22 protein-coding genes and 1 pseudogene are annotated in these 26,370 nt (G+C 72.0%); 6 read left to right on the top strand and 17 right to left on the bottom strand.

Going from position 1 to position 26,370, the window contains the following annotated elements; translation table 11 throughout:
* Window positions 1–36 precede the first annotated feature (36 nt).
* From ACFYNU_RS33000 to ACFYNU_RS32975, 6 genes and pseudogenes are all read right to left on the bottom strand, one after another.
* Window positions 37–1,281, bottom strand: coding sequence for a sigma-70 family RNA polymerase sigma factor (locus tag ACFYNU_RS33000; protein WP_356593475.1), 1,245 nt, complete (start codon window positions 1,279–1,281; stop codon window positions 37–39).
* Between the two features lie 153 nt (window positions 1,282–1,434).
* On the bottom strand, window positions 1,435–3,363 hold the full coding sequence (gene dnaG, locus ACFYNU_RS32995; protein ID WP_356593477.1) for a DNA primase: 1,929 nt from the start codon (window positions 3,361–3,363) through the stop codon (window positions 1,435–1,437).
* A 68-nt stretch (window positions 3,364–3,431) separates the two neighbouring features.
* Window positions 3,432–4,709: an FAD-dependent oxidoreductase gene (locus tag ACFYNU_RS32990; RefSeq protein ID WP_356593479.1), complete on the bottom strand. Its 1,278-nt coding sequence runs from the start codon at window positions 4,707–4,709 to the stop codon at window positions 3,432–3,434.
* A 212-nt stretch (window positions 4,710–4,921) separates the two neighbouring features.
* Window positions 4,922–6,289, bottom strand: a complete 1,368-nt coding sequence (locus tag ACFYNU_RS32985) for a deoxyguanosinetriphosphate triphosphohydrolase (RefSeq protein ID WP_356593481.1) — start codon at window positions 6,287–6,289, stop codon at window positions 4,922–4,924.
* A gap of 23 nt (window positions 6,290–6,312) precedes the next feature.
* A pseudogene (locus tag ACFYNU_RS32980) lies at window positions 6,313–7,071 on the bottom strand (sirohydrochlorin chelatase); the annotation flags it as partial.
* Window positions 7,072–7,138: 67 nt separating this feature from the next.
* Entirely contained in the window at window positions 7,139–7,333 is a 195-nt protein-coding gene (locus ACFYNU_RS32975) for a hypothetical protein (RefSeq protein WP_356593601.1), read from the bottom strand.
* On the opposite strand from ACFYNU_RS32975, the gene ACFYNU_RS32970 reads away from it, so the two are divergent.
* Window positions 7,239–7,937, top strand: coding sequence for an ElyC/SanA/YdcF family protein (locus ACFYNU_RS32970; protein ID WP_356593591.1), 699 nt, complete (start codon window positions 7,239–7,241; stop codon window positions 7,935–7,937). The genes ACFYNU_RS32975 and ACFYNU_RS32970 overlap by 95 nt on opposite strands.
* 101 nt (window positions 7,938–8,038) lie before the next feature.
* Window positions 8,039–10,216: a molybdopterin oxidoreductase family protein gene (locus ACFYNU_RS32965; protein ID WP_356593483.1), complete on the top strand. Its 2,178-nt coding sequence runs from the start codon at window positions 8,039–8,041 to the stop codon at window positions 10,214–10,216.
* Here ACFYNU_RS32965 and ACFYNU_RS32960 read toward each other — a convergent pair.
* The 5 genes from ACFYNU_RS32960 to ACFYNU_RS32940 form a co-directional block, all read right to left on the bottom strand.
* Window positions 10,213–11,979, bottom strand: a complete 1,767-nt coding sequence (locus ACFYNU_RS32960; protein WP_356593485.1) for a CocE/NonD family hydrolase — start codon at window positions 11,977–11,979, stop codon at window positions 10,213–10,215. The two genes, ACFYNU_RS32965 and ACFYNU_RS32960, sit on opposite strands and share 4 nt — an antisense overlap.
* Before the next feature lie 47 nt (window positions 11,980–12,026).
* Window positions 12,027–12,851, bottom strand: a complete 825-nt coding sequence (locus tag ACFYNU_RS32955; RefSeq protein ID WP_356593487.1) for an ABC transporter permease subunit — start codon at window positions 12,849–12,851, stop codon at window positions 12,027–12,029.
* A complete protein-coding gene (locus ACFYNU_RS32950) occupies window positions 12,848–13,753 on the bottom strand; it encodes an ABC transporter permease (protein WP_356593489.1) in 906 nt (301 codons plus the stop codon). The genes ACFYNU_RS32955 and ACFYNU_RS32950 overlap by 4 nt, the downstream gene beginning before the upstream one ends.
* The gene (locus ACFYNU_RS32945; RefSeq protein ID WP_356593491.1) at window positions 13,753–14,802 is read right to left on the bottom strand and encodes an ABC transporter substrate-binding protein; all 1,050 of its coding nucleotides are present in this window, start codon (window positions 14,800–14,802) and stop codon (window positions 13,753–13,755) included. Before ACFYNU_RS32945 ends, ACFYNU_RS32950 begins: the two co-directional genes overlap by 1 nt.
* A 105-nt stretch (window positions 14,803–14,907) precedes the next feature.
* The gene (locus tag ACFYNU_RS32940; RefSeq protein ID WP_356593493.1) at window positions 14,908–15,750 is read right to left on the bottom strand and encodes an ABC transporter ATP-binding protein; all 843 of its coding nucleotides are present in this window, start codon (window positions 15,748–15,750) and stop codon (window positions 14,908–14,910) included.
* 86 nt (window positions 15,751–15,836) lie between these two features.
* Between ACFYNU_RS32940 and ACFYNU_RS32935 the strand changes: the two genes are divergently transcribed.
* A complete protein-coding gene (locus ACFYNU_RS32935; protein ID WP_356593495.1) occupies window positions 15,837–16,634 on the top strand; it encodes an alpha/beta fold hydrolase in 798 nt (265 codons plus the stop codon).
* A gap of 143 nt (window positions 16,635–16,777) precedes the next feature.
* Window positions 16,778–17,593, top strand: coding sequence for a GntR family transcriptional regulator (locus ACFYNU_RS32930; RefSeq protein WP_356593497.1), 816 nt, complete (start codon window positions 16,778–16,780; stop codon window positions 17,591–17,593).
* 144 nt (window positions 17,594–17,737) lie between these two features.
* Here the strand turns inward: ACFYNU_RS32930 and ACFYNU_RS32925 are convergent, their stop codons facing one another.
* Entirely contained in the window at window positions 17,738–18,913 is a 1,176-nt protein-coding gene (locus ACFYNU_RS32925; protein ID WP_356593499.1) for a CaiB/BaiF CoA-transferase family protein, read from the bottom strand.
* The gene (locus ACFYNU_RS32920) at window positions 18,913–19,920 is read right to left on the bottom strand and encodes an MBL fold metallo-hydrolase (protein ID WP_356593501.1); all 1,008 of its coding nucleotides are present in this window, start codon (window positions 19,918–19,920) and stop codon (window positions 18,913–18,915) included. Before ACFYNU_RS32920 ends, ACFYNU_RS32925 begins: the two co-directional genes overlap by 1 nt.
* Before the next feature lie 154 nt (window positions 19,921–20,074).
* On the opposite strand from ACFYNU_RS32920, the gene ACFYNU_RS32915 reads away from it, so the two are divergent.
* Window positions 20,075–20,956 carry a CoA ester lyase gene (locus tag ACFYNU_RS32915; protein ID WP_356593503.1) on the top strand — a complete coding sequence of 294 codons (882 nt, stop codon included), beginning with the start codon at window positions 20,075–20,077 and terminating at the stop codon, window positions 20,954–20,956.
* 173 nt (window positions 20,957–21,129) lie between these two features.
* Here the strand turns inward: ACFYNU_RS32915 and cutA are convergent, their stop codons facing one another.
* The 4 genes from cutA to ACFYNU_RS32895 form a co-directional block, all read right to left on the bottom strand.
* Complete coding sequence (gene cutA, locus ACFYNU_RS32910) at window positions 21,130–21,459, bottom strand: divalent-cation tolerance protein CutA (protein ID WP_356593505.1); 330 nt, start codon at window positions 21,457–21,459, stop codon at window positions 21,130–21,132.
* Between the two features lie 93 nt (window positions 21,460–21,552).
* Complete coding sequence (locus ACFYNU_RS32905) at window positions 21,553–23,400, bottom strand: ABC transporter ATP-binding protein (RefSeq protein ID WP_356593507.1); 1,848 nt, start codon at window positions 23,398–23,400, stop codon at window positions 21,553–21,555.
* Window positions 23,397–25,154 carry an ABC transporter ATP-binding protein gene (locus ACFYNU_RS32900; RefSeq protein ID WP_356593509.1) on the bottom strand — a complete coding sequence of 586 codons (1,758 nt, stop codon included), beginning with the start codon at window positions 25,152–25,154 and terminating at the stop codon, window positions 23,397–23,399. Before ACFYNU_RS32900 ends, ACFYNU_RS32905 begins: the two co-directional genes overlap by 4 nt.
* Before the next feature lie 12 nt (window positions 25,155–25,166).
* The gene (locus ACFYNU_RS32895; protein ID WP_356593511.1) at window positions 25,167–25,853 is read right to left on the bottom strand and encodes an NAD(P)H-dependent oxidoreductase; all 687 of its coding nucleotides are present in this window, start codon (window positions 25,851–25,853) and stop codon (window positions 25,167–25,169) included.
* 52 nt (window positions 25,854–25,905) lie between these two features.
* Here ACFYNU_RS32895 and soxR point away from each other — a divergent pair, with 52 nt between their 5' ends.
* The gene (soxR, locus tag ACFYNU_RS32890; RefSeq protein WP_356593513.1) at window positions 25,906–26,361 is read left to right on the top strand and encodes a redox-sensitive transcriptional activator SoxR; all 456 of its coding nucleotides are present in this window, start codon (window positions 25,906–25,908) and stop codon (window positions 26,359–26,361) included.
* The last annotated feature ends 9 nt before the right edge of the window (window positions 26,362–26,370 follow it).

Here is a 26,370-nt window from a genome sequence, read left to right as displayed (position 1 = left end):
GCCGCACGGGTGGTCGTCCGGCACCAGGGGTGCGGCTCAGTCCAGATAGCCGCGCAGTTGGTCCGCGAAGGCGTGGTCGCGGAGTTTGCTGAGGGTCTTGGACTCGATCTGCCGGATCCGCTCGCGTGTCACGCCGAAGATCCGGCCGATCTCCTCCAGCGTGCGCGGGCGGCCGTCCGCCAGGCCGTAACGGAGCTGGACGACCTTGCGTTCGCGCTCGCCGAGGGTGGAGAGGACCGCCTCCAGATGTTCGCGGAGCAGCAGGAACGCGGCGGACTCGACGGGTGAGGCCGCGTCGCCGTCCTCGATCAGGTCGCCGAAGGCGACGTCGTCCTCCTCGCCGACCGGCGCGTGCAGCGAGACGGGTTCCTGGGCGAGTCGCAGGACCTCGCCGACCCGCTCGGGGGTCAGCTCCAGCTGTGCCGCGACCTCTTCGTGGGTCGGTTCGTAGCCGCGCTCCTGGAGCATGCGGCGCTGGACGCGGACGACGCGGTTGATCAGCTCGACCACATGGACGGGGACCCGGATCGTGCGGGCCTGGTCGGCCAGGGCGCGGGACATCGCCTGCCGGATCCACCACGTCGCGTACGTCGAGAACTTGTAGCCGCGCGCGTAGTCGAACTTCTCCACGGCCCGGATCAGACCGAGGTTTCCCTCCTGGACGAGGTCGAGCATCGTCAGTCCCCGGCCGACGTAGCGCTTGGCGACGGAGACGACGAGCCGCAGATTCGCCTCGATCAGCCGGCGTTTGGCCATCCGGCCGAGCACGACGAGCCGGTCGAGGTCGACGGCGAGCTGGGAGTCCAGGTCGGGTGTGGAGCCGAGCTTCTCCTCGGCGAAGAGTCCGGCCTCCACTCGGCGCGCGAGGTCCACCTCCTCGACGGCGGTGAGCAGTTTGATCCGTCCGATCTCGCGCAGATACTGCCGGAAGAGATCGGACGAGGGCCCGCCGTTGTCGGCCTTGCCGCGCGGGCCGACGCGTTCGGGTATCTCGGGGATGTCCACCGGATCCTCGGTGACCGTCTCCGGGGCCGGTTCGGGCATGGCCTCGGGGTGGTACGCGGCGCGGCTCTGCGGTGGAACCGCCGACGCGGGCTCGGTCTCGGTCAGGGTCTGGGTCTGCACGGGCGCGGCCTCCAGGGTGATCGCTGCCGGATCGGGGGCGTGCGGCAGCGGGACGTGGGCGGCCGGGCCGCCGTCAGTCCCGTACACGATGAGCGGATCCGCGGGGGTGAGAGGTCCACCGTGGGAGGACCGGCCGCGCTCCGAGAACACAGGCACCGCTGCCCAGTGTGGCGTACGGCACAGGGCCGCCACGAGGGGTGTGCGGGGACTTTCTGAGTCCCGTGCGTAACCGGGCGGTTACCTAAGGATGTTTAGAACATGGGGAGTTGGGGCGGGTGAGGGGTGGAGTTACGGGAGGCGAGCCGGTCGCTAGAGCGCTGCCGCACCGTTGTTGCGCAGTGACTGGCGGTACTGCTGGAGCACCCACAGCTCGTTCTGCACCGCCTGGTGGCGTTCGTGGTCCGCGCCGTTGCCCAGACGGGCCAGGGTGCTCGTCACGTCGTTGATGCGCAGGTCGACCGCGCGCAGCCGGACGCGGACCAGCTGCTCCCCCGCGTACGCCTCGTCGATCGTCTTGCCGTGGAACACCTCCACCGCCAGCTCCGTGACCAGGGCGCGCACCGCGTCGTTCGGCGCGGCCTCGCGGACCCCCGCCAGATACTCCGGCGCGGAGGCCATGCCCTGCTCGGCGCCGCCCGCGTCCTCGACGGCCCGGCGGACCGCCGCGTACGGCGGGGCGGTGAACTCGTCCACGCCGTACGCGTCGAACGCCGGGGAGACCAGCTCCGGGCGCTGGAGGGCGAGCTTCAGCAGCTCGCGCTCGGTGCGGTGGGCGGGGCTGCGGAGATTGAGCGCGGGGCCGGAGATGGCCGGGGACTGCCCGGAGTCGTACGAGGACCCGGCCGACGCGCGGCCCGCCTGGCCGCCGCGCTCCGAGGACGGACCGGCGGGCCCCCGGCCGCCCCGGTCGCGCGCCCAACGGGCCATCTGCGCGACGCGCTTGACGACGAACTGGGTGTCCAGGATGCCGAGGATGCCGGCGAGCTGGACGGCGACCTCGTGCTGCGACGCGCCGTTCTTGATCCGGGCCACGATCGGGCCCGCCTCGTCCAGCGCGGAGGCGCGGCCCGCCGGGGTCTCCAGGTCGTACCGCGACACGATCTGGCGGATCGCGAACTCGAAGAGCGGCGTGCGCGGCTCCACCAGGTCCTGGACCGCCGCGTCGCCCTTGTTGAGCCGCAGTTCGCAGGGGTCCATGCCGTCGGGCGCGATCGCGATGTAGGTCTCGGCGGCGAACTTCTGGTCGTCCTCGAAGGCGCGCAGCGCGGCCTTCTGGCCGGCCGCGTCACCGTCGAAGGTGAAGATCACCCGGGCGCTGCCGTTGTCCATCAGCAGCCGGCGCAGGATCTTGATGTGGTCGGTGCCGAAGGCCGTGCCGCAGGTGGCGATGGCGGTGGTGATCCCCGCCAGATGGCAGGCCATCACGTCCGTGTATCCCTCGACCACCACCGCCCGGCTGGCCTTGGCGATGTCCTTCTTGGCGAGGTCGACCCCGTAGAGGACCTGGGACTTCTTGTAAATCGCGGTGTCGGGGGTGTTCAGATACTTCGGCCCGTTGTCGTCGTCGCGCAGCTTGCGCGCGCCGAAACCGACGACTTCGCCCGAGATGTCGCGGATCGGCCACATCAGCCGGCCCCGGAACCGGTCGATCGGCCCCCGGCGGCCGTCCTGGGAGAGCCCGGCGAGCAGCAGTTCCTTGTCGCTGAAGCCCTTCCCGCGCAGGAACCGGGTCAGATGGTCCCAGCCCGCCGGGCTGTAACCGACCCCGAAGTGCTCGGCCGCCGACTGGTCGAAGCCCCGCTCGGCGAGGAACTTCCGGCCGATCTCGGCCTCTTCGCCGCCGAGCTGCTCCGCGTAGAAGTCGGCCGCCGCCTTGTGCGCCTCCACGAGCCGGATGCGCTCGCCGCGCTGATGGGTGGGGTTGTACCCACCTTCCTCGTACCGCAGGGTGATGCCCGCCTTGGCGGCGAGGCGCTCGACCGTCTCGGAGAAGGAGAGATGGTCGATCTTCATCACGAAGGCGATGGTGTCCCCGCCCTCCTGGCAGCCGAAGCAGTGGAAGAGACCCTTGCTCGGACTGACCTGGAAGGACGGGGACTTCTCGTCGTGGAAGGGGCAGAGCCCCTTCATGTTGCCGCCGCCGGCCGGGCGCAGTTGCAGATACTCGGACACGACGGTGTCGATCGGGACCGCGTCCCGAACCACCTTCACGTCGTCATCGTTGATCCTGCCTGCCACGCGAGAATTCTACGGGGACCCACCGACAGTCCCTGACGCCCGGTCGCCGGACCGGGGCCGCGGACCGCTCAGCCGCCGAGCGTGTCCAGCGCCGCCGTCGGGTCGGCGAGGGCGTCGAGATCCTGCCGGGCGCCGGAGCGGATGAGCCGCTGGATGTCGCCGGTGACGTCCCACACGTTGACGTTCATGCCCGCGAGCACCCGGCGGTCCTTGAGCCAGAAGGCGATGAACTCCCGCTTCCCGGCGTCGCCGCGCACCACGACCTGGTCGTAACTGCCGGGCGGCGCCCAGCCGGAGTACTCCAGGCCCAGGTCGTACTGGTCGGAGAAGAAGTACGGCACGCGGTCGTACGTCACGTCCTGGCCGAGCATCGAGCGGGCGGCGGCGGGGCCGCCGTTGAGCGCGTTGGCCCAGTGCTCGACGCGCAGCCGGTCGGCCGGAAGCTCGGTGCCGGGCAGCGAGAACGGGACGGAGGCCACGTCGCCCGCCGCATAGATGTCCGGGTCCGAGGTGCGCAGGCCCAGGTCGACGGCGATGCCGCCGCCGCGCCCGGGGTCCACGAGGTCGAGTCCGGCGGCCTCGGCCAGTCCCGTACGGGGCGCGGCGCCGATCGCGGCGAGCACGTCGTGCGCCAGGTGCTCCTCGCCGTCGTCCGTGCGGACGGAGAGGACCATGCCGTCCTGGCCGACGATCTCGGTGAGCCGGGCGCCGAAGTGGAACCGTACGCCGTGCTCACCGTGCAGTTCGGTGAAGAGCTGTCCCAGCTCCGGGCCGATGACCTGGTGCAGGGGGGTGGGGTGCTGCTCGACGACGGTGACCTCGGCGCCGTAACCGCGCGCGGCGGCGGCGACCTCCAGGCCGATCCAGCCGGCGCCCGCGACGACCAGATGGCCGTTGTCGCGGCCCAGTGAGGTCAGGACATGGCGCAGCCGGTCGGCGTGGGCGAGCCTGCGCAGATGGTGGACGCCCGCGAGGTCGGTGCCGGGGATGTCGAGGCGGCGGGGTTCGGAGCCGGTGGTCAGGAGCAGCTTGTCGTAGCGCACGGAGCTGCCGTCGCCGAGGTGGACACAGCGGGACTCTCGGTCGATCTCGGTGACCGTCTGGCCGAGGTGCAGCTCCACCTGGTGCCCGGCGTACCAGGCGGGTTCATGGACGAAGACGCTGTCGCGCTCCTCCTTGCCGGTCAGGAAGCCCTTGGACAGCGGGGGGCGTTCGTAGGGGTGGTCTCCCTCGTCACCGATGACGATCACTCGGCCGGTGAATCCGTCGGAACGGAGGGTTTCCGCGGCCTTCGCCCCGGCCAGCCCACCCCCGACGATGACGAATGTCCGATGTGCGTCGACCACTTGATGCCTCCTCGTTACGCTGCCGCCATCTGTGAGCGTCCCGCACGGAGCGTGATGGCGAAAGAGGGGAGGCTCCACGGGCATGGTTCCGGCTTGATGTGGCTACCTTGCTACACGCGTCACCCCCTGGCGGGGCGGCTCGGCCCGCTTCGGCCGTTGGCTGAATATGACGGGTGCGGGATGCGGGGCGCTCTTGTCGCGGACCACGGCGGTCAGGTGCGTCCCGTGAGCGCCGTGTGGAGGGACCGCGCCGCCGCGTCCGTGAGCGAGGCGATCTGGTCGACAATCACACGCTTGCGCGCGCGGTCGTCGGGCGCCGTCTCGAAGAGCGCGCGGAACTGGGGGTCCAGGCCCTCGGGGGCGCGGGCCGTCAGGGTCCAGGCGAGTTCGGCGAGGACGATGCGCTGGTCCGCGCGGAGGGATTCCTGGTCGGCGCGCTGCATCACATAGCGGTGGGCGACGGCTTTCAGTACGGCGCACTCGTGGCGCGCCTCGCGCGGTACGACGAGGGACGCGCCGTACCGGGTGAGCCGGCCGGTGCCGTACTCCTCCCGGGTCGCGCCCTCGGCGGCGAGCGCGAACCGGCCGATGAGCTGGCTGGTGGCGTCCTTCAGCCCGGCCTGGGCAACGGCCGTCCCGTCGTAGCCGTGCGGCCACCACTCCTCGGCCATGAGGCGGTCGAGCGCGGCGGCCAGCGCCTGCGGGTCGGTGTCGTGCGGTACGTAGCGGCCGATCGCGACCGCCCAGATCTCGTCGCGTTCGGGCCCGGAGCGGAGCATCCTCGGGTCGACGTGGCCGGCGTGCAGGCCGTCCTCGAAGTCGTGCACCGAGTACGCGACGTCGTCGGCCCAGTCCATGACCTGGGCCTCGAAACAGGTGCGGTTCGGCGGGGCGCCGCGCCTGGCCCATTCGAAGACCGGCAGATCGTCCTCGTACACACCGAACTTCACCGAGCCGGGGTCGGTGGGGTGCGCGCCCTGCGGCCAGGGGTACTTCGTGGCGGCGTCGAGGACGGCGCGGGTGAGATTGAGGCCGACGCTGACGAGGCGGGCGCCGGCGCCGGTCTCCGTGCCGGCTTCCACGGCCGACTCGGCGCGCGGTGCGGTGAGCGCCGGGGACACCGAGTCGGCGCGGACGAAACGCTTCGGCTCGATGCGGGTGAGCAGCCGCAGCGACTGGGCGTTGCCCTCGAAGCCGCCGCAGTCCTTGGCGAAGTCGTTCAGCACCTGTTCGCCGTTGTGGCCGAACGGCGGATGGCCCATGTCGTGCGAGAGGCACGCGGTCTCCACGAGGTCCGGGTCGCAGCCGAGCGCGGCGCCGAGTTCGCGGCCCACCTGGGCGCACTCCAGGGAGTGCGTCAGCCGGGTGCGCGGGCTGGCGTCCCACTCCCGGCTCTGCGAGCCGGGTGTCACGACCTGGGTCTTGCCGGCCAGTCTGCGCAGGGCCGAGGAGTGCAGGACGCGGGCGCGGTCGCGCTGGAAGGCGGTGCGGCCGGGGCGCTTGTCGGGTTCGGCCGAATAGCGCGCGGTGTCCGCCTCGTCGTAGGCGCGGTCGTCGTGAGGTGCGGTGATGCCTTCCATGCGTCGAAGGTAACCGGCTCGGGGCCTCGGTATGCCCGCGCCTCCTCGTAGCGGTGCAGCAGGAGACGGGCCAGGTCCGGGTGGTCGCCGAGCGGCGCGGCGGTGATCCACGGCGCGTGGGCGGCCGGGTCCCGTACGGCGTCGGCGGCGGCGCGTGTCGCGAAGTGGCCGGGGGCGGTGAAGTAGGAGGCGAGCGCGATCCGGCTCCGGCCGCGTGCGGCCAGGTCCCGTACGGCGTCGGCGACGGTGGGTGTGGCGGCGGACGCGTACGCGGGGACGACGGGCACTCCGCCGAGCCGCGCGCTCAGCAGCGCGGCCGTACGGCGGGTGGCGGCGGCCGATCGCGGGTCGCGCGATCCGGCGGCGGCGAGCACGACGCCGGTGTCGGTCCGGTGCGGTTCGTCGCGCCAGCCGGCCGCCACCAGGCGCGCGTACAGCGCCCGGACCAGCAGCGGGTGCGGGCCGAGCGGCGCGGCGATCGTGGTGCGCAGACGGGGCACGGCGGCGGCGGCGCGCGGCAGGTCGTACGTGACGTGGTGGCCGGGTCCGAGCAGCAGCGGTACGAGGACGGCCCGGCCGCTTCCCAAGGAGGCGAGTGTGTCGGTGAGGGACGGCTGTTCGATCTCGATGTGACCGAGCCGGACGGTGAGACCGGGCCGCTGCCGCTCGACCCGGCGCAGCAGGGCCCGGACGGTGCGCAGGGCACGGGGGTCACGGCTGCCGTGGGCGACGACGACGAGGGTGGGCGGGGGTGACGGCGCGAAGGCGGGCGGCTCATCCATGGGCCGATCCTGTGGGGCGGACGTTGCCGGCCGGTTGCCGGGTGTGTCGTGAAGGTTTTCCAGGTCCTCACAGGCGGGAGGCGGTCGCGGCGAACTCTTCGGCGGCGCCGATCGTCGTACGGAGTACGTACGGATGATGGGGGCTCATGTTGATGCCGAAGTGGGAGATGACGGCGCGCCTGCGGAAGGCCGTGGCGCGGTTGTCCTCCGTACGGCTGCCGAGGACTCGGCGGGGGCAGCGGCGCGGAGTGCAGGCCGTCATGCTCGGATGCGTGCTGGCGCTGGTGCCGGCGACGTGGCTGTACACGACTGCCGACGCCCATGTCCGCGACATCGCCGACGTACCCGCGCGGGAGGTCGCTGTCGTCTTCGGGGCCGGTCTGCGCGACGGCGCCCCGACGCCGTATCTGGCGCACCGGCTCGACGCCGCCGCCGAGTTGTACGAGGACGGCAAGGTGAAGGTCGTGCTCGTCACCGGGGACAACAGCCGGGAGGAGTACGACGAACCGGACGCCATGCGGACGTATCTGACGGCGCGTGGCGTGCCCGACGACCGGATAGTCAGCGACTTCGCGGGCTTCGACACGTGGGACAGCTGTGTCCGGGCGAAGAAGATCTTCGGGGTCGAGCGGGCGGTGCTGGTGACGCAGGGCTTCCATGTGCGGCGCGCGGTCGCGCTCTGCCGGGCGGCGGGCGTCGATTCGTACGGTGTCGGGGTCGCCGAGCGGCGGGACGCGACCTGGTACTACGGCGGGGTCCGGGAGCTGGCGGCGGCGGGCAAGGCGGCGCTCGACGCGGTGACGCGGCCCGATCCGCACTTTCTCGGTCCGGTCGAGACGGGGGTGCGCGAGGCGCTGGCCGGGTGAGGGCGTCCTCACAGCGGCGGGGCGGCGTGCGGGAGGTGCGCGTGTCGGGGGCGTAACCGCGTACGGGCGGGGGCGTAACACCGCGAACGCACGCTGTGGCCATGACGACCGATGGAGCCGTGACCGGTGTCGCCGTGACCGACGCGGCCGTGACCGACGCAGCCGTGACCGCCGTGACCGCCGCCGTCCCGACGCACTGCCCCTACTGCGCGTTGCAGTGCGGGATGGGTCTGCGGCCGACGCCGGACGACCCCGGTGTGGAGGTCGTGGAGCGCCCCGACTTCCCCGTCAACCGGGGCGCGCTGTGCGGCAAGGGGCGTACGGCGCCGGCGGTGCTGTCCTCGCGGGTACGCCTCACCGAGCCGCTGGTGCGCCGGACGAAGGACGGTCCGCTCGAACCGGCGGGCTGGGACGAGGCGCTGGGCGCCGTCGCCCGCGGGCTCACGGCGGCGCGGGCGGGCCACGGGCCGGACGCGGTGGGCGTCTTCGGCGGGGGCGGGCTGACGAACGAGAAGGCGTACGCGCTCGGCAAGTTCGCCCGTGTCGTGCTCGGCACCTCGCAGATCGACTACAACGGGCGGTTCTGCATGTCGTCGGCCGCAGCCGCGCATCAGCGGGCGTTCGGGCTGGACCGGGGGCTGCCGTTCCCGCTTCAGGACATCCCGCGAACGGGGTGCGTGATCCTGGTCGGTTCGAATCTCGCCGAGACGATGCCGCCCGCGCTGCGGTATCTGACCGAACTGCGCCAGAACGGCGGCGCGTTGATCGTGGTGGACCCGCGAAGGACGAGAACCGCCGAACAGGCGGACCTCCATCTGGCGCCCCGCCCCGGCACCGATCTGGCCCTGGCGCTGGGTCTGACGCACCTGGTGGTGGCGCAGGGCCGGACGGACGAGGAGTTCGTACGGGAGCGGACGACCGGCTGGCCGGCGGCCAGGGCGGCGGTGATGGCGCACTGGCCGGAGCATGTCGAGCGCGTCACGGGGGTCCCGGTGCCCCAACTCCGGGAAGCGGTGCGGCTGTTCTGCGACGCGCCGACGGGCATGGTGCTCACGGCGCGCGGGCCGGAGCAGCACTCCAAGGGCACCGACACCGTGGGCGCCTGGATCAACCTCTGCCTCGCGACGGGGCGGGCGGGCCGGCCGCTGTCCGGCTACGGCTGTCTCACCGGCCAGGGCAACGGCCAGGGCGGGCGCGAACACGGCCAGAAGGCCGACCAGTTGCCCGGCTACCGGAAGCTGACCGACCCCGCCGCGCGGGAGCAGGTGGCGCGGGTGTGGGGCGTGGCGCCGGAGTCGCTGCCGGGTCCGGGGCGCAGCGCGTACGAACTGCTCGACGCCCTCGGCGGGGAGGTGAAGGCGCTGCTGCTGATGGGCTCGAACCCGGTCGTGTCGGCGCCGCGCGCCGCCCATGTCGAGGGGCGGCTGCGGTCGCTGGACTTCCTGGCCGTGGCGGACGTGGTGCTCTCGGAGACGGCGGCGCTCGCGGACGTCGTCCTGCCGGTGGCGCAGTGGGCGGAGGAGACGGGCACGACGACAAGCCTGGAGGGGCGGGTCCTGCTGCGCCGCCGGGCGATCACCCCGCCGGCGGGCGTACGAACCGATCTTCAGGTGCTGCACGGCCTCGCGGGGCTGCTCGGCCATGAGAAGGGCTTCCCGCCGGACCCGGAGGAGGTCTTCGGCGAACTGCGCCGGGCGTCGGCGGGCGGCCCGGCCGACTACGCGGGGATCACCTACCGGCGGATCGCGGCGGAGGACGGGGTGTTCTGGCCGTGTCCCGAGGAGAGCCACCCCGGCACACCGCGGCTGTTCCTCGACCGGTTCGCGACGGACGACGGGCGGGCCCGGTTCGTACCCGTGGTCCACCGCCCGGCCGCCGAGGAGCCGGACGCGGAGTATCCGGTGCTGCTCACGACGGGCCGGGTCGTCTCGCAGTACCAGTCGGGCGCCCAGACCCGGCGCGTGGACGAGCTGAACGCCGCCGCGCCGGGCCCCTTCGTGGAGTTGCACCCGCGTCTCGCCGAGCGGCTCGGGGTGGCCGACGGCGACCGGCTCGCCGTGGTCTCCCGGCGCGGCCGGGCCCTCGCGCCCGCGCGGATCACGACGGCGATCCGCGCGGACACGGTCTTCATGCCGTTCCACTGGCCGGGCGAGGGCCGGGCGAACAGTCTGACCAACCCGGCGCTCGACCCGACGTCCCGGATGCCGGAGTTCAAGGTGTGCGCGGTGCGCGTGGAGCGGGCGGAGCGGGCCAGACGGGACTTTCCGGACCCGGCCTAGGGGATCACCGGCAGCAGCAGGTACGAAGCGTGGTCGCCGCCCGTGTGGACGGTGGTCCGGCCGTCGTACGTTCCCGTCACCCGGTCGTTGTCGTCGTTGTGCAGGAACGGCCCGCAGCCGGTGAGGTCGTTCTTCAGGTTGGACAGCCGGGCGCTGGGGCCGGGGTAGACGTAGTCCTTGCCGCGCACCTGGAGCGCGATCCGGTATCCGGCCGGGACGACCAGACAGGTCGGCAGGATCTCGATGTCCAGCGCGTACACCTCCCCCGGCTCCAGCGGCTCGGCGCGGTCGTGCGGGTGGTACGGGCGGTGGGCGGTGGTCAGTTCGGGGTCGAGGCGGCGGTGCGAGGCCCGGAGCCAGCCCTGGGCGACGGGGGTGTGCGGGTCCAGCGCGCCCTGGAAGACGACCTCGTCGCCGTCCGGTGAGTAGACCCGTACGACGAGGAACAGGTCGGCGTCGGTGGTGCTGCTGGAGACATACAGCCGGGCGGCCAGCGGGCCGGTGATCTCGGTCTCCTCGGTGAGCGGCGGGGTGCTGAACTCCACGCCGTCGCCGAGCGCGGCGAACTCCGCCGTCGCCCCGGCGGGCGCCTCCGTACCGAGGGACGAACCGGCCGCGTCCAGATGGAGCTTGGTCCACCGGGTGGAGGGCAGCGGCCAGGCGTCCTCGCCGCGCTCGGTGAAGGTCGCGTCGACGTGCCGGATCTGGAGCTGCACCGCCGGGCGGTCCTCCCAGCCGTTGGGCTCGTCCTTGAGATAGCGGTCGAAGAACCTCCTTTGGAGGTCGACGCCGTAGTCGGTGTAGAACAGCGGCCAGTGCGCGTGTCCGTGCATCTCCAGCCACTTGGCGCCGGACGCGGCCCGTACGAAGCCCTCCACGTTGCCCCGCAGATGCAGGCCCTGGCCGCCCCAGTTGCCGCAGCTGAGTACGGGCACCTCGATGGCGTCCCAGTCGGCCGACCGGTCCCGGTGGTACGCGTCGAAGAACGGGTGCGCCGCGATGTCGGCGCCCAGGTCGGTGCGGTTCTTGGCCAGTTCCGCGGCGCCGAGGATCTCGTCGCCGCAGATGAGCTGCCCCGTGTTGGGGTTGCGTCCGCCGGTCTCGCCGACGCCGTACTGGACGGTCTTGACCTGCATGTCGTACCAGTGGTCCCAGAAGGTGGAGCGGATGCCTCCTTGGTAGGAGCCGTCGCGGTAGAAGTCAGACGCGCCCTCCCACGGACAGATCGCGGCCAGGTGCGGGGGCCGCAGGGAGGCGACCTGCCACTGGTTCATCGCGTAGTAGGAGATGCCGTTCAGTCCGACGCGTCCGTTGCTCCAGTCACGGGTGCCCGCCCATTCGACGCAGTCGTGGAAGTCGCGGGTCTCGCGCGGCGAGAACGGGTCGACGCGGCCCGGTGAGCGGCCGGTCCCCCGCGAGTCGACGCGCACGCACGCGTAGCCGTGCGGCACCCACTTCTCCGGGTCGACGACCTCCCAGTTCTGGTACGTGTTCGAGGTGCCGGTCACGGTGTCGGGATGGTCCCGCGCCATGGCCTCCCAGGCGCTGGGGTAACCGCGCTCGAAGGGCAGGCCCTTGGCGTACGGGCCGTACGTCATGATCACCGGTACCGGTCCGCCGGTCACCGGGCGGAACACGTCCGCCCGCAGGACGACGCCGTCGTCCATCTCGACGGGCACGTCCCACTCGACGCGCATGCCGTGGACGATCTCGGTCCGCGGCGGCTGTGCGTCGTCGCCGTGGTCGTGGTCGTGGTCGGGCATTTCTCGCTCCTTGCAGATGGGCTGGGGAATGCGGAGGGGTGCGCGCGTCAGCGGTTGACGTGCAGATGCCAGGGCGCGAGGCGGCGCAGCGCCGCCTCGGTCCCGGTGCGCGCGGCGATGCCGAGCACGGCCAGCACGAGGACGGCGACGAACGCGGCGTCCTGGTCGAACGACCGGGCGTGGGTGAGGATGAACGTGCCGAGTCCCGGCAGGCTGGCCAGGAACTCCACCGCCACCGCGCCGACCAGCGCCCGGCCGACGGCGACCTGGATGCCCGCGACGACGAACGGAAGCGTGGCGGGCAGCAGAACGTCGACGACCACCCGGGGCCTGGACAGCCGGAGCATCTGGGCGAGTTCGGACAGCTGGAGCGGGATGTTCCGGGCGCCGTCGCCGGTGCTGACCACGCACGGCAGGAACGCCGAGAGGGCGATGACGGCGAGCCGTGTGTCGCCGGAGTAGCCCAGCCAGATCGTCGCCATCGGGACGATCGCGAGCATCGGCATGGCGTACATGCCGCTGACGTACGGCGAGGTGAGATGGCGCAGCCAGGGCACCCGTCCCACCGCGAGGCCGAGCGCGGTGCCGGCGACACAGCCGATGAGCAGGCCGAGCAGCACCCCGCCCAGGGTCTCGCCCAGCGCCGTACCGAACTCCGACGAGGTGAGGGTCGGCCAGGCCGTGCCGGCGACGCCGGTGGGCGTGGGCAGGTAGTCGGGCAGCCACAGCCGCACCGAGACCTCCCAGACAGCCAGGACCAGGGCGGCGACGGTCAGTTTGCCGAGGATGTCCGCGCGTCGGGAGACGGGGCGGTCGGTGCGGGCGGCGAAGCGGCGCCGGGCGGGCGATTTCGTCAGTGTCCCCTGGGTCATGACGTGGCCTCCCGCCACCGGGCGAAGTAGCCCTCGACGGCGCGCCCGCAGCCCATCAGAGCGACCGCGAGCACCGAGACCAGCAGGGTCAGCCCGAGCACGGTGGCCGAGTCGAACCGGGTGCTCGCGGCGAGCAACAGCCCGCCCACGCCGCTGGCGTTGAGGAAGAACTCGGCGGCGAGGGTGCCGACGAAGGCCATCGCGATGCCCTGCCGTACGCCGGTCATGGCGTACGGCACGGTGTGCGGCAGCAGGACGTCCTTCCAGATCCGCCATTCGCTGCTGCGGAAGGTGCGCGCGACTTCGAGCAGGGTGGCCGGCACGCGGTGTGCTCCTTCGGCGGTGTTGACGGCGATGGGGAACACGGCCGTCAGGAACACCACGAGCGTCTTGGCGGGGAGCCCGAAGCCGAACGCCGAGAGGATCAGCGGGGCCAGGGCGACGATCGGGACGGACTGGAGGGCGAACAGCAGCCAGTCGGTGCTGCTGCGCAGCAGCCGGGCCCGGGAGAGCAGCAGGCCGAAGCCGACCCCGGCGACGATCGCGAGGGCGAGTCCGACGACGAGCAGCCGGCCCGACGAGAGCAGCGCGCTCGGCAGGGTGCCGTCCTCGGTGAGGGTGGCGAGCGCCGAGAGCGAGCGGCCGGGGGTGGCGAACAGGACGGGGTCGCGCTGCCCGGCCCACTGCCAGATCCCGAGTCCGGCGAGCAGTCCGGCGGTGGAGATGGTGAGCGGGATCAGCCGGCGCCTGAGGCGCTGGGCGAGGCGGCGCGGGCGCCTCGGGCCCGCCGGGGACGCGGGCCGGGACGGCGGCGGCCCGGACACGGGCCCGGACGGTGACGCCGCCGAGGGCGTGGCCGGTGGCGCGGAGGTGGCCGGGTGCGCGGCCGGGGACGTACCCATCACTTGCCCGTCGCGTCGGCGAACACGGACGGGTCGACCATGTCGTCGTAGCTCGGCGCCTTCTGCTTGGGGACGTTGCCCGCGGCGACGGCGCCGTCGATCGTGTGCTCGATGGCGGCGCGGTCCAGGCCGTCGCCCGACTTGGGCCAGACGCCGAGCGAGAGGAACTTCGGCAGCGCGGCCTCGGTGACGCTCGCGGGCGCCTTCGTGACACCGGAGGCCACGGCCGCGACCTCCTTGAGGTTGGCCGGGTCGTTCATGTAGGCGACGGACTCGCGGATCGCGGCGACCAGGTCCACCCACTGTTCGCGGGCCGCGCCGTCCAGCGCGTTCTTGGGCGCGACGAGCACCGTGTAGTGCTCCAGCGGGTCGACGCCGGCCAGCGTCATGATCTCCTCGGCCTTCGTGCCGGGCTTGATCTTCTCCCGTACGGTGGCGAGTTCGTCCGGGTGCAGTACGGCGACCTTGACCTGGCCGGCCACCAGCGCGTCGACGGTCGGCGGGCCGCCCACGTTGATGGTGCTGACGTCCTTGGGGCCGAGTCCGCAGCTCTTGAGCATGCCTGCCAGCGCGAGGGCCTTGGGGGCGCCGACCGCGTCCACGGCGACCGTCTTGCCCTTGACCGCCTCACAGGTGCTGACGCCCGGGTCGGTGCTGGCCAGCAGGTACGTCGGCTTGGGGAAGCCCATCACGGAGACGACGGAGCCGCCGGTGGCCCGCAGGGCGACGGCGCCCGGGGTGCCGATGATGCCGCCCTGGATCTCGCCGCTCTGCACCGCGCGGCCGACGTCGGCGCCGGTGGTGAGCGGGCGCAGGGTCACATCGAGACCGCGGTCCTTGAAGAAGCCCTGCTTCTCCCCCACGTACATCACGGTGTTGAGGAAGATGGGCGGGATGCCCGGCACGCCGATGGTCATCTTGTCGCCGCCGCCCGAGGCGGTGCCCGCCGCCGTGTCGGAGCCGCCGTCGCCGCAGCCGGAGAGGACACCGACGAGAGCGAGGACGGTGGCCGCACCGACCAGGGCGGACCTGCGCCGCGGAATGTTCATGAGAGTTGCTCCTTCTTCTTCCGCGCGACGGTGCACGGCACAGCTGCGGGTGGGTGAGGCGGGAGGGGTGAACGGGAGTGCGTAGACGGGATCGGGGGTGTTCGGTCAGCGGCCCGATTCGGCGTTCATGATCAGGGACCAGACGCGCTCACGGATCGCCAGGAACTCCGGCGTCGCGAGTACGGACCGGTCCCGGTCCGGCGGAAGCGTCACGTCGATCAACTCCGCGACGCCGCTGGGCCGGCCGCCCAGCACGGCGATCCGGTTCCCGAAGAGAACGGCCTCGTCGATCGAGTGGGTGACGAACAGCATCGTCACGGGGAGGTCCTGCCAGATACGCAGGAGTTCGAACTGGAGCACCTCGCGGGTCTGCGCGTCGAGCGCGCCGAAGGGCTCGTCCATGAGCAGCAGCCGGGGGCGTACGGCCAGCGCCCTGGCCAGGCCGGTGCGTTGCTGCATGCCGCCGGACAACTGGTGTGGGTACGACTTCTCGAAGCCGGTGAGCCCGACCAGGGTGATCAGCTCCCGGGCCCGGTCGAGGGCTTCCTTCTTGCCCGTCCCCCGTACGCGCAGCGCGTAGGCGACGTTCGACTCGACCGTCTTCCAGGGGAAGAGGCCGAAGTGCTGGAAGACCATGGCCACGCCGTCCGGCGTGCCGTTCACCGCGTGGCCGTCGATACGGACCGCGCCCTCGGCCGGTGGGATGAGGCCGGCCACCGCGCGGAGCAGGGTGGTCTTGCCGCAGCCGGACGGGCCGACGATGGAGAGCACCTCGCCGGCGCCGATGGTCAGGTTGATGTCCTTGGAGACCGTGCGCTCACCGAATCGCATGGTCAGCCCGTCCAGCAGCACCGTGGCGCCGGTGCCGGCACCGGTGCCGACGGCGGCCCGGGTGTCGTCTCCGTCGCCGGTCGGTACGGCTCGGGCTACCGATTTGATCGTGGTCATAGACGGGATTCTGGGTCTAAGATGCCTGACACGCAATAGCTATACTTCAGAAACTGGAAAATGCATCATCCTGGTATGAGGTGCCTATGACCACGAGGGAGACCCCTCTCCTCCTGCTGCACACCTGGGGCGGCTCCGCCGCGACCTGGGCGCCCGCACTGGGGCATCTCGGCGCGGGCGTGCGGCACTTGACGGCGCCCGACCTGCCGGGCCACGGGGCCCGCGCGGCGGAGCCGTTCACCGTGGACGGGGCGGTGAGCGCGGCCCTGTCCGCGTACGGCACGGAAGCCGCCGGCCCCTACGACGTCGCCGGGCCCGTCGATGTCGCCGGGACCGTCGACGGCGTAGCGCCCGTCGACGTCGTAGGGGCCGGGCTCGGCGCGCTCGTCGCGCTCGCCCTGGCCGAACGGCACCGGGACCGGGTGCGTTCGCTGACCCTGGTCGGATTCCCCCCGGCCGACGGCGCCGAGGCGGCCCGCCGGCCCGCGGACACCCGGGCGGCGCTGGAGCGTGACGGCACGGCCGTCTTCGCCCGGAACTACGTCGACAGCACCCTGCTCTCCGCCGACCCCGGCCACCGTGACCTGCTGCGCCACGCGATGGCGGGCACCCGGTCCGAGGTCCTGCTCGACTCCCTGCGCGCCACGCTCGGCTGGCGCACCCACACGTCGGCGACCGCGCTCGGGCTGCCCTGCCGGGTGCTGCGCGGCGCGCGGGACCACCGGGTGGCCGCGAGCGCGGCCGACGCGCTCGCCCACCGGCTCGGCGGCACCGCCGCCGTGGTGCCGGGCGCCGGTCATGTCGCCTATCTGGACGAGCCGGCGGCCTTCGCCGCCGCGCTCACCGCCTTCCACGACGGGCTCCGCGCGGCACCCGCCGACTGACGTCCGCCGTCCTCAATTCCCCGCACCACACTGGGCCGTTCCGTTCGATGGGACACTCGTCAGGCCCGCCGCCCGCACCCCGTCGCCCGCACCCCGCCCACTCCCCCACCGCTCGCCGAGCGCCACGACAGAAGGACCACGACATGCCGCCGCAGTCCCGACAGACCAAGACCGCCACGACGGACGGCGTCGTACCCGAGCGTGCCGCGAAGTCCGTGCCGAAACCGGCGAAGGCGCCTGCCAGGACGCCCGCGAGGACGACCGCCAAGGCGGCGTCGAAGACGGCCGGGAAGGCGCCGACCAAACGGGACCGCATCGCGACCGAGCTGCGGCGGATGATCAGCGAGGGCGAGCTGCCCCGGGGCAGCCGTATCCAACAGGACGTGCTCGCGGCGATGTTCGACACCAGCATCACCCCGGTCCGCGAGGCGCTGCGGCTGCTGGAGGCCGAGGGTGTGCTGGTCGGCGAGCCGCACAAGGGCGTACGGGTCGCGGACGCCGACTACGAGCAGGTCAAGACCGTCTACCTGCTGCGCCGTCTCGTGGAGCCGTACGCGATGCAGCGGGCCGCCCGGCGGCTCTCCCCGCTCGACATCGACCTCGCCGAGCGGCTGGTCACCGACATGGAGCAGGCGGCCGAGGAGGGGGACCGGGCGCGGCTGAACGCGTCCAACTACCAGTTCCACTTCCTCTTCTACGCCAAGTGCGGCAACGACGGTCTGGCGGCGGAGATCGACCAGCTCTGGCAGAAGTTCCCGTGGGACGTGCTCCAGGTGCTGCACGACCGGGCCGACGAGACCTCCAACGAGCACCGCTCCATGCTGGCCGCCGCCCGGCTCGGCGACGGGGACGCGCTGGCGAAGGCGACGGAGTGGCATCTCTCGCGCAGTTTCCTGGCGTTGGGCAAGCACTTGACGGGCCGGCCGGTGGCCGACCCGTTCGACGTCGACAACGACTGAGCGACGACAACGACCGACCGGCGACAACGACCGACCGGCACAACGACCGATCGGCGACAACGGCTGAGCGGTGAGCGGCGCCCGGCCGTCCGTCGGAGGGGCGATGCTCACCGCCCCTCCGACGACCACGTGCGTGTCCGGGCCCTAACCCGCCGGTTCCCGCTCCGCCATGTCCGCCTCGGTCAGGCCGAGTTCGGCCAGCACCTCCGCCGTGTGCTCCCCCAGCGCCGGCACCCGCCGGCCGCCAGGCGGCTCCGGTGTGCGGTGCAGCGGCGAGGTGACCACCCGGACCGCCCGCCCGTCCGGCAGCGTCGCCTCCGACCAGCGTCCGGCGGCCTCGGCCTGTGGATGGGCCAGCACGTCGCCGATCTGGTTCAGCCGGGCGTGCGGCACGTCGGCCGCCTCCAGCCGGGCGGTGACCTCGGCGGTGGACAGGGTGATCAGCCGCGCCTGCACGGCCCGTTCGGTACGCTCACGGTGCCGTACGCGCGCGCTGTTGGAGGCGAAGTCGGGGTCGGCCAGCAGCGCCGGGTCGGCCAGCACGGTGCGGCAGAGCCGCTGCCACTGCCCCTCGTTCTGCACGGCGATCAGCACGTCCTGGCCGTCGGCCGTCGTGTACGGGCCGTACGGCGCGATGCTGGCGTGCCGCAGACCGGCCGGCGGGGGCGCCGACCCCGAGTGCAGTTCGGCGAGGAGCAGCGGACTCATCCACTCCAGCAGCACGTCGAACAGGGCGATGTCGATCCGCTGTCCCAGTCCGGTCCGTGTCCGCGCGTACAGGGCGGAGGTGACGGCGCTCAGCGCGTACGACCCGCCCGCCAGGTCCGCGAGGGAGACACCGGGCTTGGCCGGGGTCTCGGGCGTCCCGGTGGCGGAGATCGTGCCGACCTCCCCCTGCACCAGCGCGTCGTACGCCTTGCGGTCGGCGTACGGGCCGGCCGGTCCGTAGCCGGAGAGATAGCAGCGCACCAGGCGCGGGTTCAGCTCCGCCAGCGCCTCGTCGGTGATGATCCGGCCCAGCGCGCCGGGCGCGAGATTGCAGACCAGTACGTCGGCCCCGGCCAGCAGTTGGCGCAGCGCCCGCCGCCCGGGGTCGGTCTTCAGGTCCAGTACGACGCTGCGCTTGCCCCGGTTGAGCCAGACGAAGTGGCTCGCCAGACCGTGCACGCTCTCGTCGTAGCCGCGCGCGAAGTCACCGCCGCCGGGGCGTTCGATCTTGACGACCTCGGCGCCGAGGTCGGCCAGATGGCGGGTGCACAGGGGCGCCGCCACGGCCTGTTCGACCGCGATCACCCGGATGCCCCGCAGGTCGCCGGTCATCAGCGGCCGAAGCGCAGCACGGTGCCGACCGCGGGCTGCACGTAGTTGGCGGACATGTCGGTGGACAGCCGGGTGTGGGTGCGCAGTCCGGAACAGTGCATCGGCATGACGGTGGCGACCTCCAGCTCGGCGAACGCGGCGGCGGTCAGGTCGACGTTCTCCGCCGGGGTGGTGGGAAAGCCCAGGTGGAAGCCGCCCATCACGGCGCGGACGGGCTTGGGCCCGCAGACCGCGCGCGCCTGCCGGATCGTGTTGACGACCCCGGCGTGCGCGCAGCCGGTGAGGACGACGAGGCCCTCGCCGCGTACGTCGATGACGAGGCCCATCTCGTCCATCACCTCGTCGCGGCGGAGCTTTCCCTCGGGCGAGACCTGGTAGAGACCGGGGTCACCGGGCTTGAACGCCGGTGCGGCGCCCGCCTCGAAGGCGACCGTGCGGGGGATCACGCCGGTGGTGTGCACACCGCAGCCGAGGTCGAGTGGGTCCTGGGTCAGTACGGGTACGCCGCCGGACCTCTCGACCTCGCCGAACCGGAACGCGGCGTTGTAGACGGAGGAGGTGCGGCCGTCGCCCATGACGGCGTAGCGCGGCAGTTCCGCGTCGGCGTGGGTGGCGACCGGGATACGGCGCCCGGCGAGGTCGAGAAAGCGGTGGATTCCGCCGAAATGGTCGGGGTGGCCATGGCTGATGACGACATGGTCCACCGAGGCGGGGTCGACGCCGAGCACCCGCATGTTGTGTTCGAGGACGGTGCCGGTGAGGCCGACGTCGAACAGGACGCGGACGCTGTGCCGGCCCCGTACGGCCTCGACGAGGAAGCTGATGCCGTTCTCGGCCTGGGGCGGTACGCGCTTGGGATCGAAATGCTCGATCAGGCCGTACCGGGAGACGCAGTGGTCGTCCACGGCCCCGTCCGCACCGCCGGTGGGGCTGGCCTGGTCGGGCAGCAGCATGTCCACCTGGTTCTCGACCAGCACGGTAATCGTCACGCTGTCGGCTTCGAACACGCCGCGGTCCTCCCGTGGTTACGAGCCCGGGTCACGGGTCGGGGCACCTCGCCCACTTCCGTACGCGGCACCGGACTTGAAGTATGGTGAGTCGCAAGCTACATCATCGTCATGGAAAATGCATCATCTGATTCATGATGCGTAAGGAGTCTCCATGTCCGGCCGGCCGCCCCGCTCCCATCTCTATGTACCCGCCGACCAGCCCCGCTTCCTGCGTGCCGCGCCGCGCTCCGGGGCGGACGCCCTGATCCTCGATCTGGAGGACGCGGTGGCGCCGTCACGGAAGGACGAGGCACGCGCGGCGGCCGTCGCCTTCGCCGAGTCACGCACCGCCGAGGGACCACGGCCGCCCGAGCTGTGGGTACGGATCAACGAGGGCGCCAGGGGCGGGGACGACGCCCGCGCGCTGCTGGCCACGGGCCGCGTCGACGGGCTGTGGGTGCCGAAGGCGACCGCCGGGGACGACCTGGACGCGCTCGTCGGACTGCTCGCCGACGGAGCCGTGGCGCTCGGGCTGCTGATCGAGAGCGCCACCGGGCTGCTCTCCCTCGGCGACACGGCGGGCCGCCCCGGCGTACGGCACCTTCAGCTCGGCGAGGTCGACCTGCGGGCGGATCTGCGGATGACACCGGATACCGGCCCCGGGGACGACCTGCTCGACTGGGCCCGGGGACTGACGGTCGCGCACACGGCCGCGCGCGGCCTCGTCTCGGCGGTGGCGCCCGTGTCGGTGCACACCTCGGACCCGGAGGCGTTCCGCGCGTCGAGCCTGCGGCTGCGTGGGCTGGGCTTCCAGGGGCGCGCCTGCATCCACCCGGCGCAGGTCGCCGTCGCCAACGAGGTGTTCGGTGTCGACCCCGGTGAACTGGCCGACGCGCACGCCCTGTTGGACCTCTTCGAGCGGCGGGTCGGTGCGGGCAGCGGGGTGTTCCGTGACAGCGGCGGCGCGATGGTCGACGCGGCGACGGTCCGCCGCGCCCGCGAACTCACCGGCCGCGACGGGGACGACCACCGGGCCGCGTCCCGCAGGCCCTAGGGGGTGTCCGCAAAGTGGCGTCGTCCGCCCGTAGGGCGGGGCTCACGGCGTCTGGTGCGTGCGATCGCAAGGCGGAGGATCGTCCTCATACTGGACGTACGTGGATGACTCCGACAACGCGGCGAGCGTGCGTGCCAGGCGTCGAGAGCCAGACGCGACTTTGCGGACACGCCCTAGGGGGTGTCCGTCTCGGCCGCGAGCCAGGCGAGGTACGGCGCGTTGCCGCGTACCACCTCGAACGCCAGGATCTCCGGTGTGTCGTAGTCGTGCGCGGCCGTCAGATGCGCCTCAAGTGCCTCGTAACAGGCGGCGGTCGTCTTGAGGAGCACCTGCCACTCCTCCGCCGTCTCGATCGCGCCCTGCCAGTGGTAGACGGAGGTGACCGGCGCCGAGATCTGCGCGCACGCGGCGAGCCGCGCCTCCACCGCGCCCCGGGCCAGGTCCCGCGCCTTCGCGGCGCTGTCGGTCGTGGTCAGTACGGTCAGAAACTCGGGCCCGGTCATAAGAGCGACTCCTCAGAGATGGGTTCCTCGGTCGGGTCCATGCTCGGACCTCGGCCGGCAACCTCGGCCGGAAACCTCGGTCGGTTCCCCGGATCAGGCCACCGCCGCGAATTGCGAGGCGTACAGACGGGCGTACGCGCCCCCGGACGCCAGCAGTTCGTCATGGGTGCCCTGTTCCACGATATGGCCCGCCTCCATCACCAGGATCACGTCCGCGTCCCTGATCGTGGACAGCCGGTGCGCGATCACGAAGCTCGTGCGGCCCTCGCGCAGCGACGACATCGCCCGCTGGATGAGGACCTCGGTGCGGGTGTCGACGGAGCTGGTCGCCTCGTCGAGCACCAGGATCGACGGCTCGACGAGGAACGCCCGCGCGATGGTGAGCAGTTGCTTCTCGCCCGCGCTGAGCCCGCCGCCCTCCTCGTCCACGACCGTGTCGTAGCCGTCGGGGAGCGTACGGATGAAGCGGTCGGCGTGCGTGGCCATCGCCGCCTCCACGACGCGTTCGCGCGAGACGTCGCCGGACACGCCGTACGCGATGTTGTCGGCGATCGTCCCGCCGAACAGCCAGGTGTCCTGGAGGACCATGCCGATCCCGGAGCGCAGTTCCTGCCGCGACATCGTGGAGATGTCGACGCCGTCGAGGGTGATCCGGCCGCCGGTCACCTCGTAGAAGCGCATCAGCAGATTGACGAGGGTGGTCTTGCCCGCGCCGGTGGGGCCGACGATCGCGACGGTCTGGCCCGGTTCCACGGTCAGGGAGAGGTCCTTGATGAGGGGTTTCGCGACCTCGTAACTGAAGGCGACCTTCTCGAACGAGACCCGGCCGGCGGACTCGTCGGGCCGCTCCGGCTCCGTGACGGGCTCCGCCGACTCCTCGTCCGCGTCCAGCAGATCGAAGACACGCTCCGCCGAAGCGACCCCCGACTGGAGGAGGTTCGCCATGGAGGCGATCTGGGTGACCGGTCCGTTGAACTCGTAGGAGTACTGCACGAATGCCTGCACGTCGCCGATGGACAGCGTCCCGGACGCGACGCGCAGCCCGCCGACGACCGCGATGAGGACGTAGTTGAGATTGCCGACGAAGGTCATGGCCGGCTGGATGAAGCCGGAGATGAACTGGGCCCGGAAACTCGACGCGTACAGCGCCTCGTTGTGCTCCTCGAAGGTGCGTACGGCGTCGTCCTTGCGGCCGAAGACCACCACCTCCGCGTGGCCCGTGTACATCTCCTCGACATGCCCGTTGAGCTTGCCGGTGACGTCCCACTGCCGGACGAACTGCGGCTGTGCGCGCTTGCCGATCAGTACGGCGCCGAGCACCGAGACCGGCACGGTCGCCAGCACCACCAGGGCCAGCAGGGGCGAGATCCAGACCATCATCGCCAGTACGCCGACCAGCGTGAGCAGCGCCCGCATGATCTGGGCGAAGGCCTGTTGCAGGGTCTGGGTGATGTTGTCGATGTCGTTGGTCGTACGGGAGAGGATCTCACCGCGTGGCTGCTTGTCGAAGTACGCCAGGGGCAGCCGGGCGAGTTTGCGCTGCGCCCGCTCGCGCAGCCGGTGGCCGGCCCGCTGGACGAGTTCGGCGGTGAGCCGCATCTGGACCCAGGTGAGCCCGGCGGACACGGTGATCAGGGCGAGTACGAGGAGAAGGCTCTCGCCCACCTCGCGGAAGTCGACGCCGCCGGGCCGCGTCGCGCCGGAGACGACGAGATCGGTGGCGTGGCCGAGGATCTTCGGGAGGACGACGGACAGGCCCACCGCTCCCGTACCGGCGGCGAGGACCGCGAGGAGCAGGGCGCGTTCGGTGGCTCCCGGGGTGACCATCCGCAGCAGCCGGACGCCGGAGCGACGGAAGTCCAGGGAGCGTTCGAGGGAGGGGGTCGCGACCGTGCCGGGACCGCGCTGGGGCGCGGGGCCCCGGCGTGCTGGAGCGCTCATGCGGCTTCCTCCTCGCTGAGTTGGGAGAGGACGATCTCCCGGTAGGTGTGGTTGTCCCGCATGAGCTGTTCGTGGCTGCCCGCGCCGGCGACCCGCCCCTCGTCGAGGACGACAATCCGGTCCGCGCCGCGGATGGTGGACACCCGCTGGGCGACGATCACCACGGTCGCGCCGGTGGCCGCGGTCTCCTCGGCCAGTGCCACGCGCAGTGCCGCGTCGGTCGTGTAGTCGAGCGCCGAGAACGAGTCGTCGAACAGATACAGCGCCGGCCTGGTCACCAACACCCGTGCGATGGCGAGGCGTTGGCGCTGGCCGCCGGAGAGGTTGCCGCCGCCCTGGGAGACCGGGGCGTCGAGCCCTTCGGGCAGCGCGGAGACGAACTCCCCTGCCTGCGCGGTCCTCAGCGCCCGCCACAGCTCGTCGTCGGTCGCGTCCGGTTTCCCGTAGCGGAGGTTGGAGGCGACGGTGCCGGAGAACAGGTACGGCTTCTGCGGGACGAGGCCGACGGTGCGGGCGAGCAGTGCCGGGTCCATGTCCCGTACGTCGACTCCCCCGATCCGTACCTCGCCCGCCGTGGCGTCGAACAGTCTCGGCACCAGATTGAGCAGCGTCGTCTTGCCGCTGCCCGTGGAACCGACGACGGCGGTGGTACGGCCGGGGGCGGCCGTCAGGTCGATGCCGGTCAGCACCGGTTCCTCGGCGCCGGGGTAGCTGAAGCCGGCGCCGCGGATCTCCAGCCGGCCGGGCTCACCGCGAGGGCCGCGCGGCTCGGTCACGGACGCGGAGGGGGACGGCGGCACGACGCTGGACTCGGTGTCCAGGACCTCCCGGATGCGTTCCGCGCTCACGGCGGCGCGCGGCACCTGCATCAGCAGGAACAGCGTCATCATCACGGCCATCAGGATCTGCATCAGATAGCTCAGGAAGGCGATCAGCGAACCGGCTTGCAGATCACCGGAGTTGATCCGGTGCCCGCCGAACCAGATGATCGTGACGGTCGCCAGCTCCCAGACGAGGATGACGGACGGCATCATCAGCGCCATGAGCCTGCCGACGCGCAGGGCGACGGTCATCAGCTCGCGGTTCGCCCCTCCGTACCGCGCCTGCTCGTGCTCGTCCCGCACGAAGGCCCTGATCACGCGGATGCCGGTGATCTGCTCGCGCATCATCCGGTTGACGTTGTCGACGCGCTCCTGCATACCGCGGTAGAGCGTCGGCATGCGCAGCAGGATCAGCCCGACCACCGCGGCGAGGAGGGGGATGAAGATCAGCAGGAGCAGTGCGAGCGGGGGATCCTGGTTGACGGCCATCACGATGCCGCCCACCCAGGTCAGCGGCGCGGCGACGAGCACGGTCAGGGCGAGGACCGTGAGCGTCTGCACCTGCTGCACGTCGTTGGTGGTGCGGGTGATCAGCGAGGCGGTGCCGAAGTGGCTCATCTCCCGTACGGAGAAGTCCTGTACGCGGGAGAAGACGGCGGACCGCAGATCACGGCCGACGCCCATGGCGACTCGGGCGCCCACGTAGACGGCGGCGCCGGCGGCGCCGATCTGGAGCAGGGTGACGGCCACCATCACCGCGCCCGCCGACAGGATGTGGTCCGTCTCGCCGCGCAGGACGCCGTTGTCGATGATGTCGGCGTTGACGGTGGGCAGATAGAGCGTGGCCAGGGTCTGGACGAGCTGAAGGAGCACGGCGAGGGCGATCAGCCTTCGGTACGGGCGCAGTTGGGCGGCAAGCAGTCGGACCAGCATGTCGCGCCCCCGTCAACCGGCGTACGGACGGGCGGACTTGGCGTCGCGCAGGGCCAGGCCCCACCAGGCGAGCTGGTCGAGCATCGTGGTGGCGGCGGCGTGCGGGCGGTCCGGGTCCAGATGCCGGCCCTCGTCGTCGAACAGGGCGCCGGCGTTGTGGAAGGAGACGGTGTCGCGGACGGCGACGGCGTGCAGCTCGCCGAAGACCTGGCGCAGATGCTCGACGGCGCGCAGGCCGCCGGAGATCCCGCCGTAGGAGACGAAGCCGACGGGCTTGGCCTGCCACTCGCCGAAGTGCCAGTCGATCAGCGTCTTGAGCGAGGCGGGGTAGGAGTGGTTGTACTCGGGGGTGACGACCACGAAGGCGTCGGCCTCGGCCAGCCGGTGGGTGATCCTGGCGAGCTGGTCGCGGACCGGGGCCGCCGGGTTGAACGAGAGCGCGGTCGGCAGGTCGGTGTCGGCGAGGTCGATGATCTCGACGCTGAAGTCGCTGCGCCCGGCGGCGCGGGAGACGAACCAGTCGCAGACGACGGGGCCGAACCGGCCCTCGCGGTTGCTGCCCATGATGACGGCGAGCTTCAGGGGCGCGGCGGGAGCCCGCGTGGCGGCCTCGGGAGAAACCCGCGTGGCGGCCCCGGCGGGGGCCCCGGGGGAATTCGGGATCGCTTCGGTCGCGGAATCAATCGTCGTGATGTCCATGGCACGAGCGTCGTACTTAAACCATGGTTCAGGTCAAGCTACTCTTGCCCGTATGACCCAACTCGCCTGGAACGCCAAGGAAGCCACGGTCGGTGAACTGGCCGAACGCAGTGGCGTCGCCGCCTCCGCCCTGCGCTTCTACGAACGCGAGGGCCTGATCACCAGCAGCCGCACCTCCGGCAACCAGCGGCGCTACAGCCGCGACACCCTCCGGCGTGTCGCCTTCATCCGCACCTCGCAGCGCCTCGGCATCCCGCTCGCCACGATCCGCGAGGTGCTGGCACTGCTGCCGGAGGACCGTACGCCCACCGAGGAGGACTGGGCCCGGATCTCCGAGTGCTGGCGCGCGGACCTGGAGATCAGGATCAGAACCCTCCAGCGGCTGCGCGACAATCTCGCCGACTGCATCGGCTGCGGCTGCCTCTCGCTGGACCGCTGCGTGCTGTCCAACCCCGGCGACGAACTGGCGTCGCACGGTCCCGGCCCCCGCAGACTGATCGAGGACTGACGGGTTCTA

The sequence above is a fragment of the Streptomyces sp. NPDC006643 genome (genome assembly GCF_042870175.1).
In the GTDB taxonomy this organism is placed as follows: domain Bacteria; phylum Actinomycetota; class Actinomycetes; order Streptomycetales; family Streptomycetaceae; genus Streptomyces.
This window is presented reverse-complemented; position numbering and strand designations above follow the sequence as displayed.

Excerpts from the sequence above, each read along its gene's own strand:
- ACFYNU_RS32945 (WP_356593491.1), bottom strand. The coding sequence starts at position 14,802 with ATGAACATTCCGCGGCGCAGGTCCGCCCTGGTCGGTGCGGCCACCGTC.
- ACFYNU_RS32915 (WP_356593503.1), top strand. The coding sequence starts at position 20,075 with ATGTCCGGCCGGCCGCCCCGCTCCCATCTCTATGTACCCGCCGACCAG.
- ACFYNU_RS32975 (WP_356593601.1), bottom strand. The coding sequence starts at position 7,333 with ATGACGGCCTGCACTCCGCGCCGCTGCCCCCGCCGAGTCCTCGGCAGC.
- ACFYNU_RS32960 (WP_356593485.1), bottom strand. The coding sequence starts at position 11,979 with ATGCCCGACCACGACCACGACCACGGCGACGACGCACAGCCGCCGCGG.
- ACFYNU_RS32955 (WP_356593487.1), bottom strand. The coding sequence starts at position 12,851 with ATGACCCAGGGGACACTGACGAAATCGCCCGCCCGGCGCCGCTTCGCC.
- ACFYNU_RS32965 (WP_356593483.1), top strand. The coding sequence starts at position 8,039 with ATGACGACCGATGGAGCCGTGACCGGTGTCGCCGTGACCGACGCGGCC.
- ACFYNU_RS32985 (WP_356593481.1), bottom strand. The coding sequence starts at position 6,289 with ATGGAAGGCATCACCGCACCTCACGACGACCGCGCCTACGACGAGGCG.
- cutA (WP_356593505.1), bottom strand. The coding sequence starts at position 21,459 with ATGACCGGGCCCGAGTTTCTGACCGTACTGACCACGACCGACAGCGCC.
- ACFYNU_RS32935 (WP_356593495.1), top strand. The coding sequence starts at position 15,837 with ATGACCACGAGGGAGACCCCTCTCCTCCTGCTGCACACCTGGGGCGGC.
- ACFYNU_RS32950 (WP_356593489.1), bottom strand. The coding sequence starts at position 13,753 with ATGGGTACGTCCCCGGCCGCGCACCCGGCCACCTCCGCGCCACCGGCC.
- ACFYNU_RS32940 (WP_356593493.1), bottom strand. The coding sequence starts at position 15,750 with ATGACCACGATCAAATCGGTAGCCCGAGCCGTACCGACCGGCGACGGA.
- ACFYNU_RS32930 (WP_356593497.1), top strand. The coding sequence starts at position 16,778 with ATGCCGCCGCAGTCCCGACAGACCAAGACCGCCACGACGGACGGCGTC.
- soxR (WP_356593513.1), top strand. The coding sequence starts at position 25,906 with ATGACCCAACTCGCCTGGAACGCCAAGGAAGCCACGGTCGGTGAACTG.
- ACFYNU_RS32970 (WP_356593591.1), top strand. The coding sequence starts at position 7,239 with ATGACGGCGCGCCTGCGGAAGGCCGTGGCGCGGTTGTCCTCCGTACGG.
- ACFYNU_RS32900 (WP_356593509.1), bottom strand. The coding sequence starts at position 25,154 with ATGCTGGTCCGACTGCTTGCCGCCCAACTGCGCCCGTACCGAAGGCTG.
- ACFYNU_RS32895 (WP_356593511.1), bottom strand. The coding sequence starts at position 25,853 with ATGGACATCACGACGATTGATTCCGCGACCGAAGCGATCCCGAATTCC.
- ACFYNU_RS32925 (WP_356593499.1), bottom strand. The coding sequence starts at position 18,913 with ATGACCGGCGACCTGCGGGGCATCCGGGTGATCGCGGTCGAACAGGCC.
- ACFYNU_RS32905 (WP_356593507.1), bottom strand. The coding sequence starts at position 23,400 with ATGAGCGCTCCAGCACGCCGGGGCCCCGCGCCCCAGCGCGGTCCCGGC.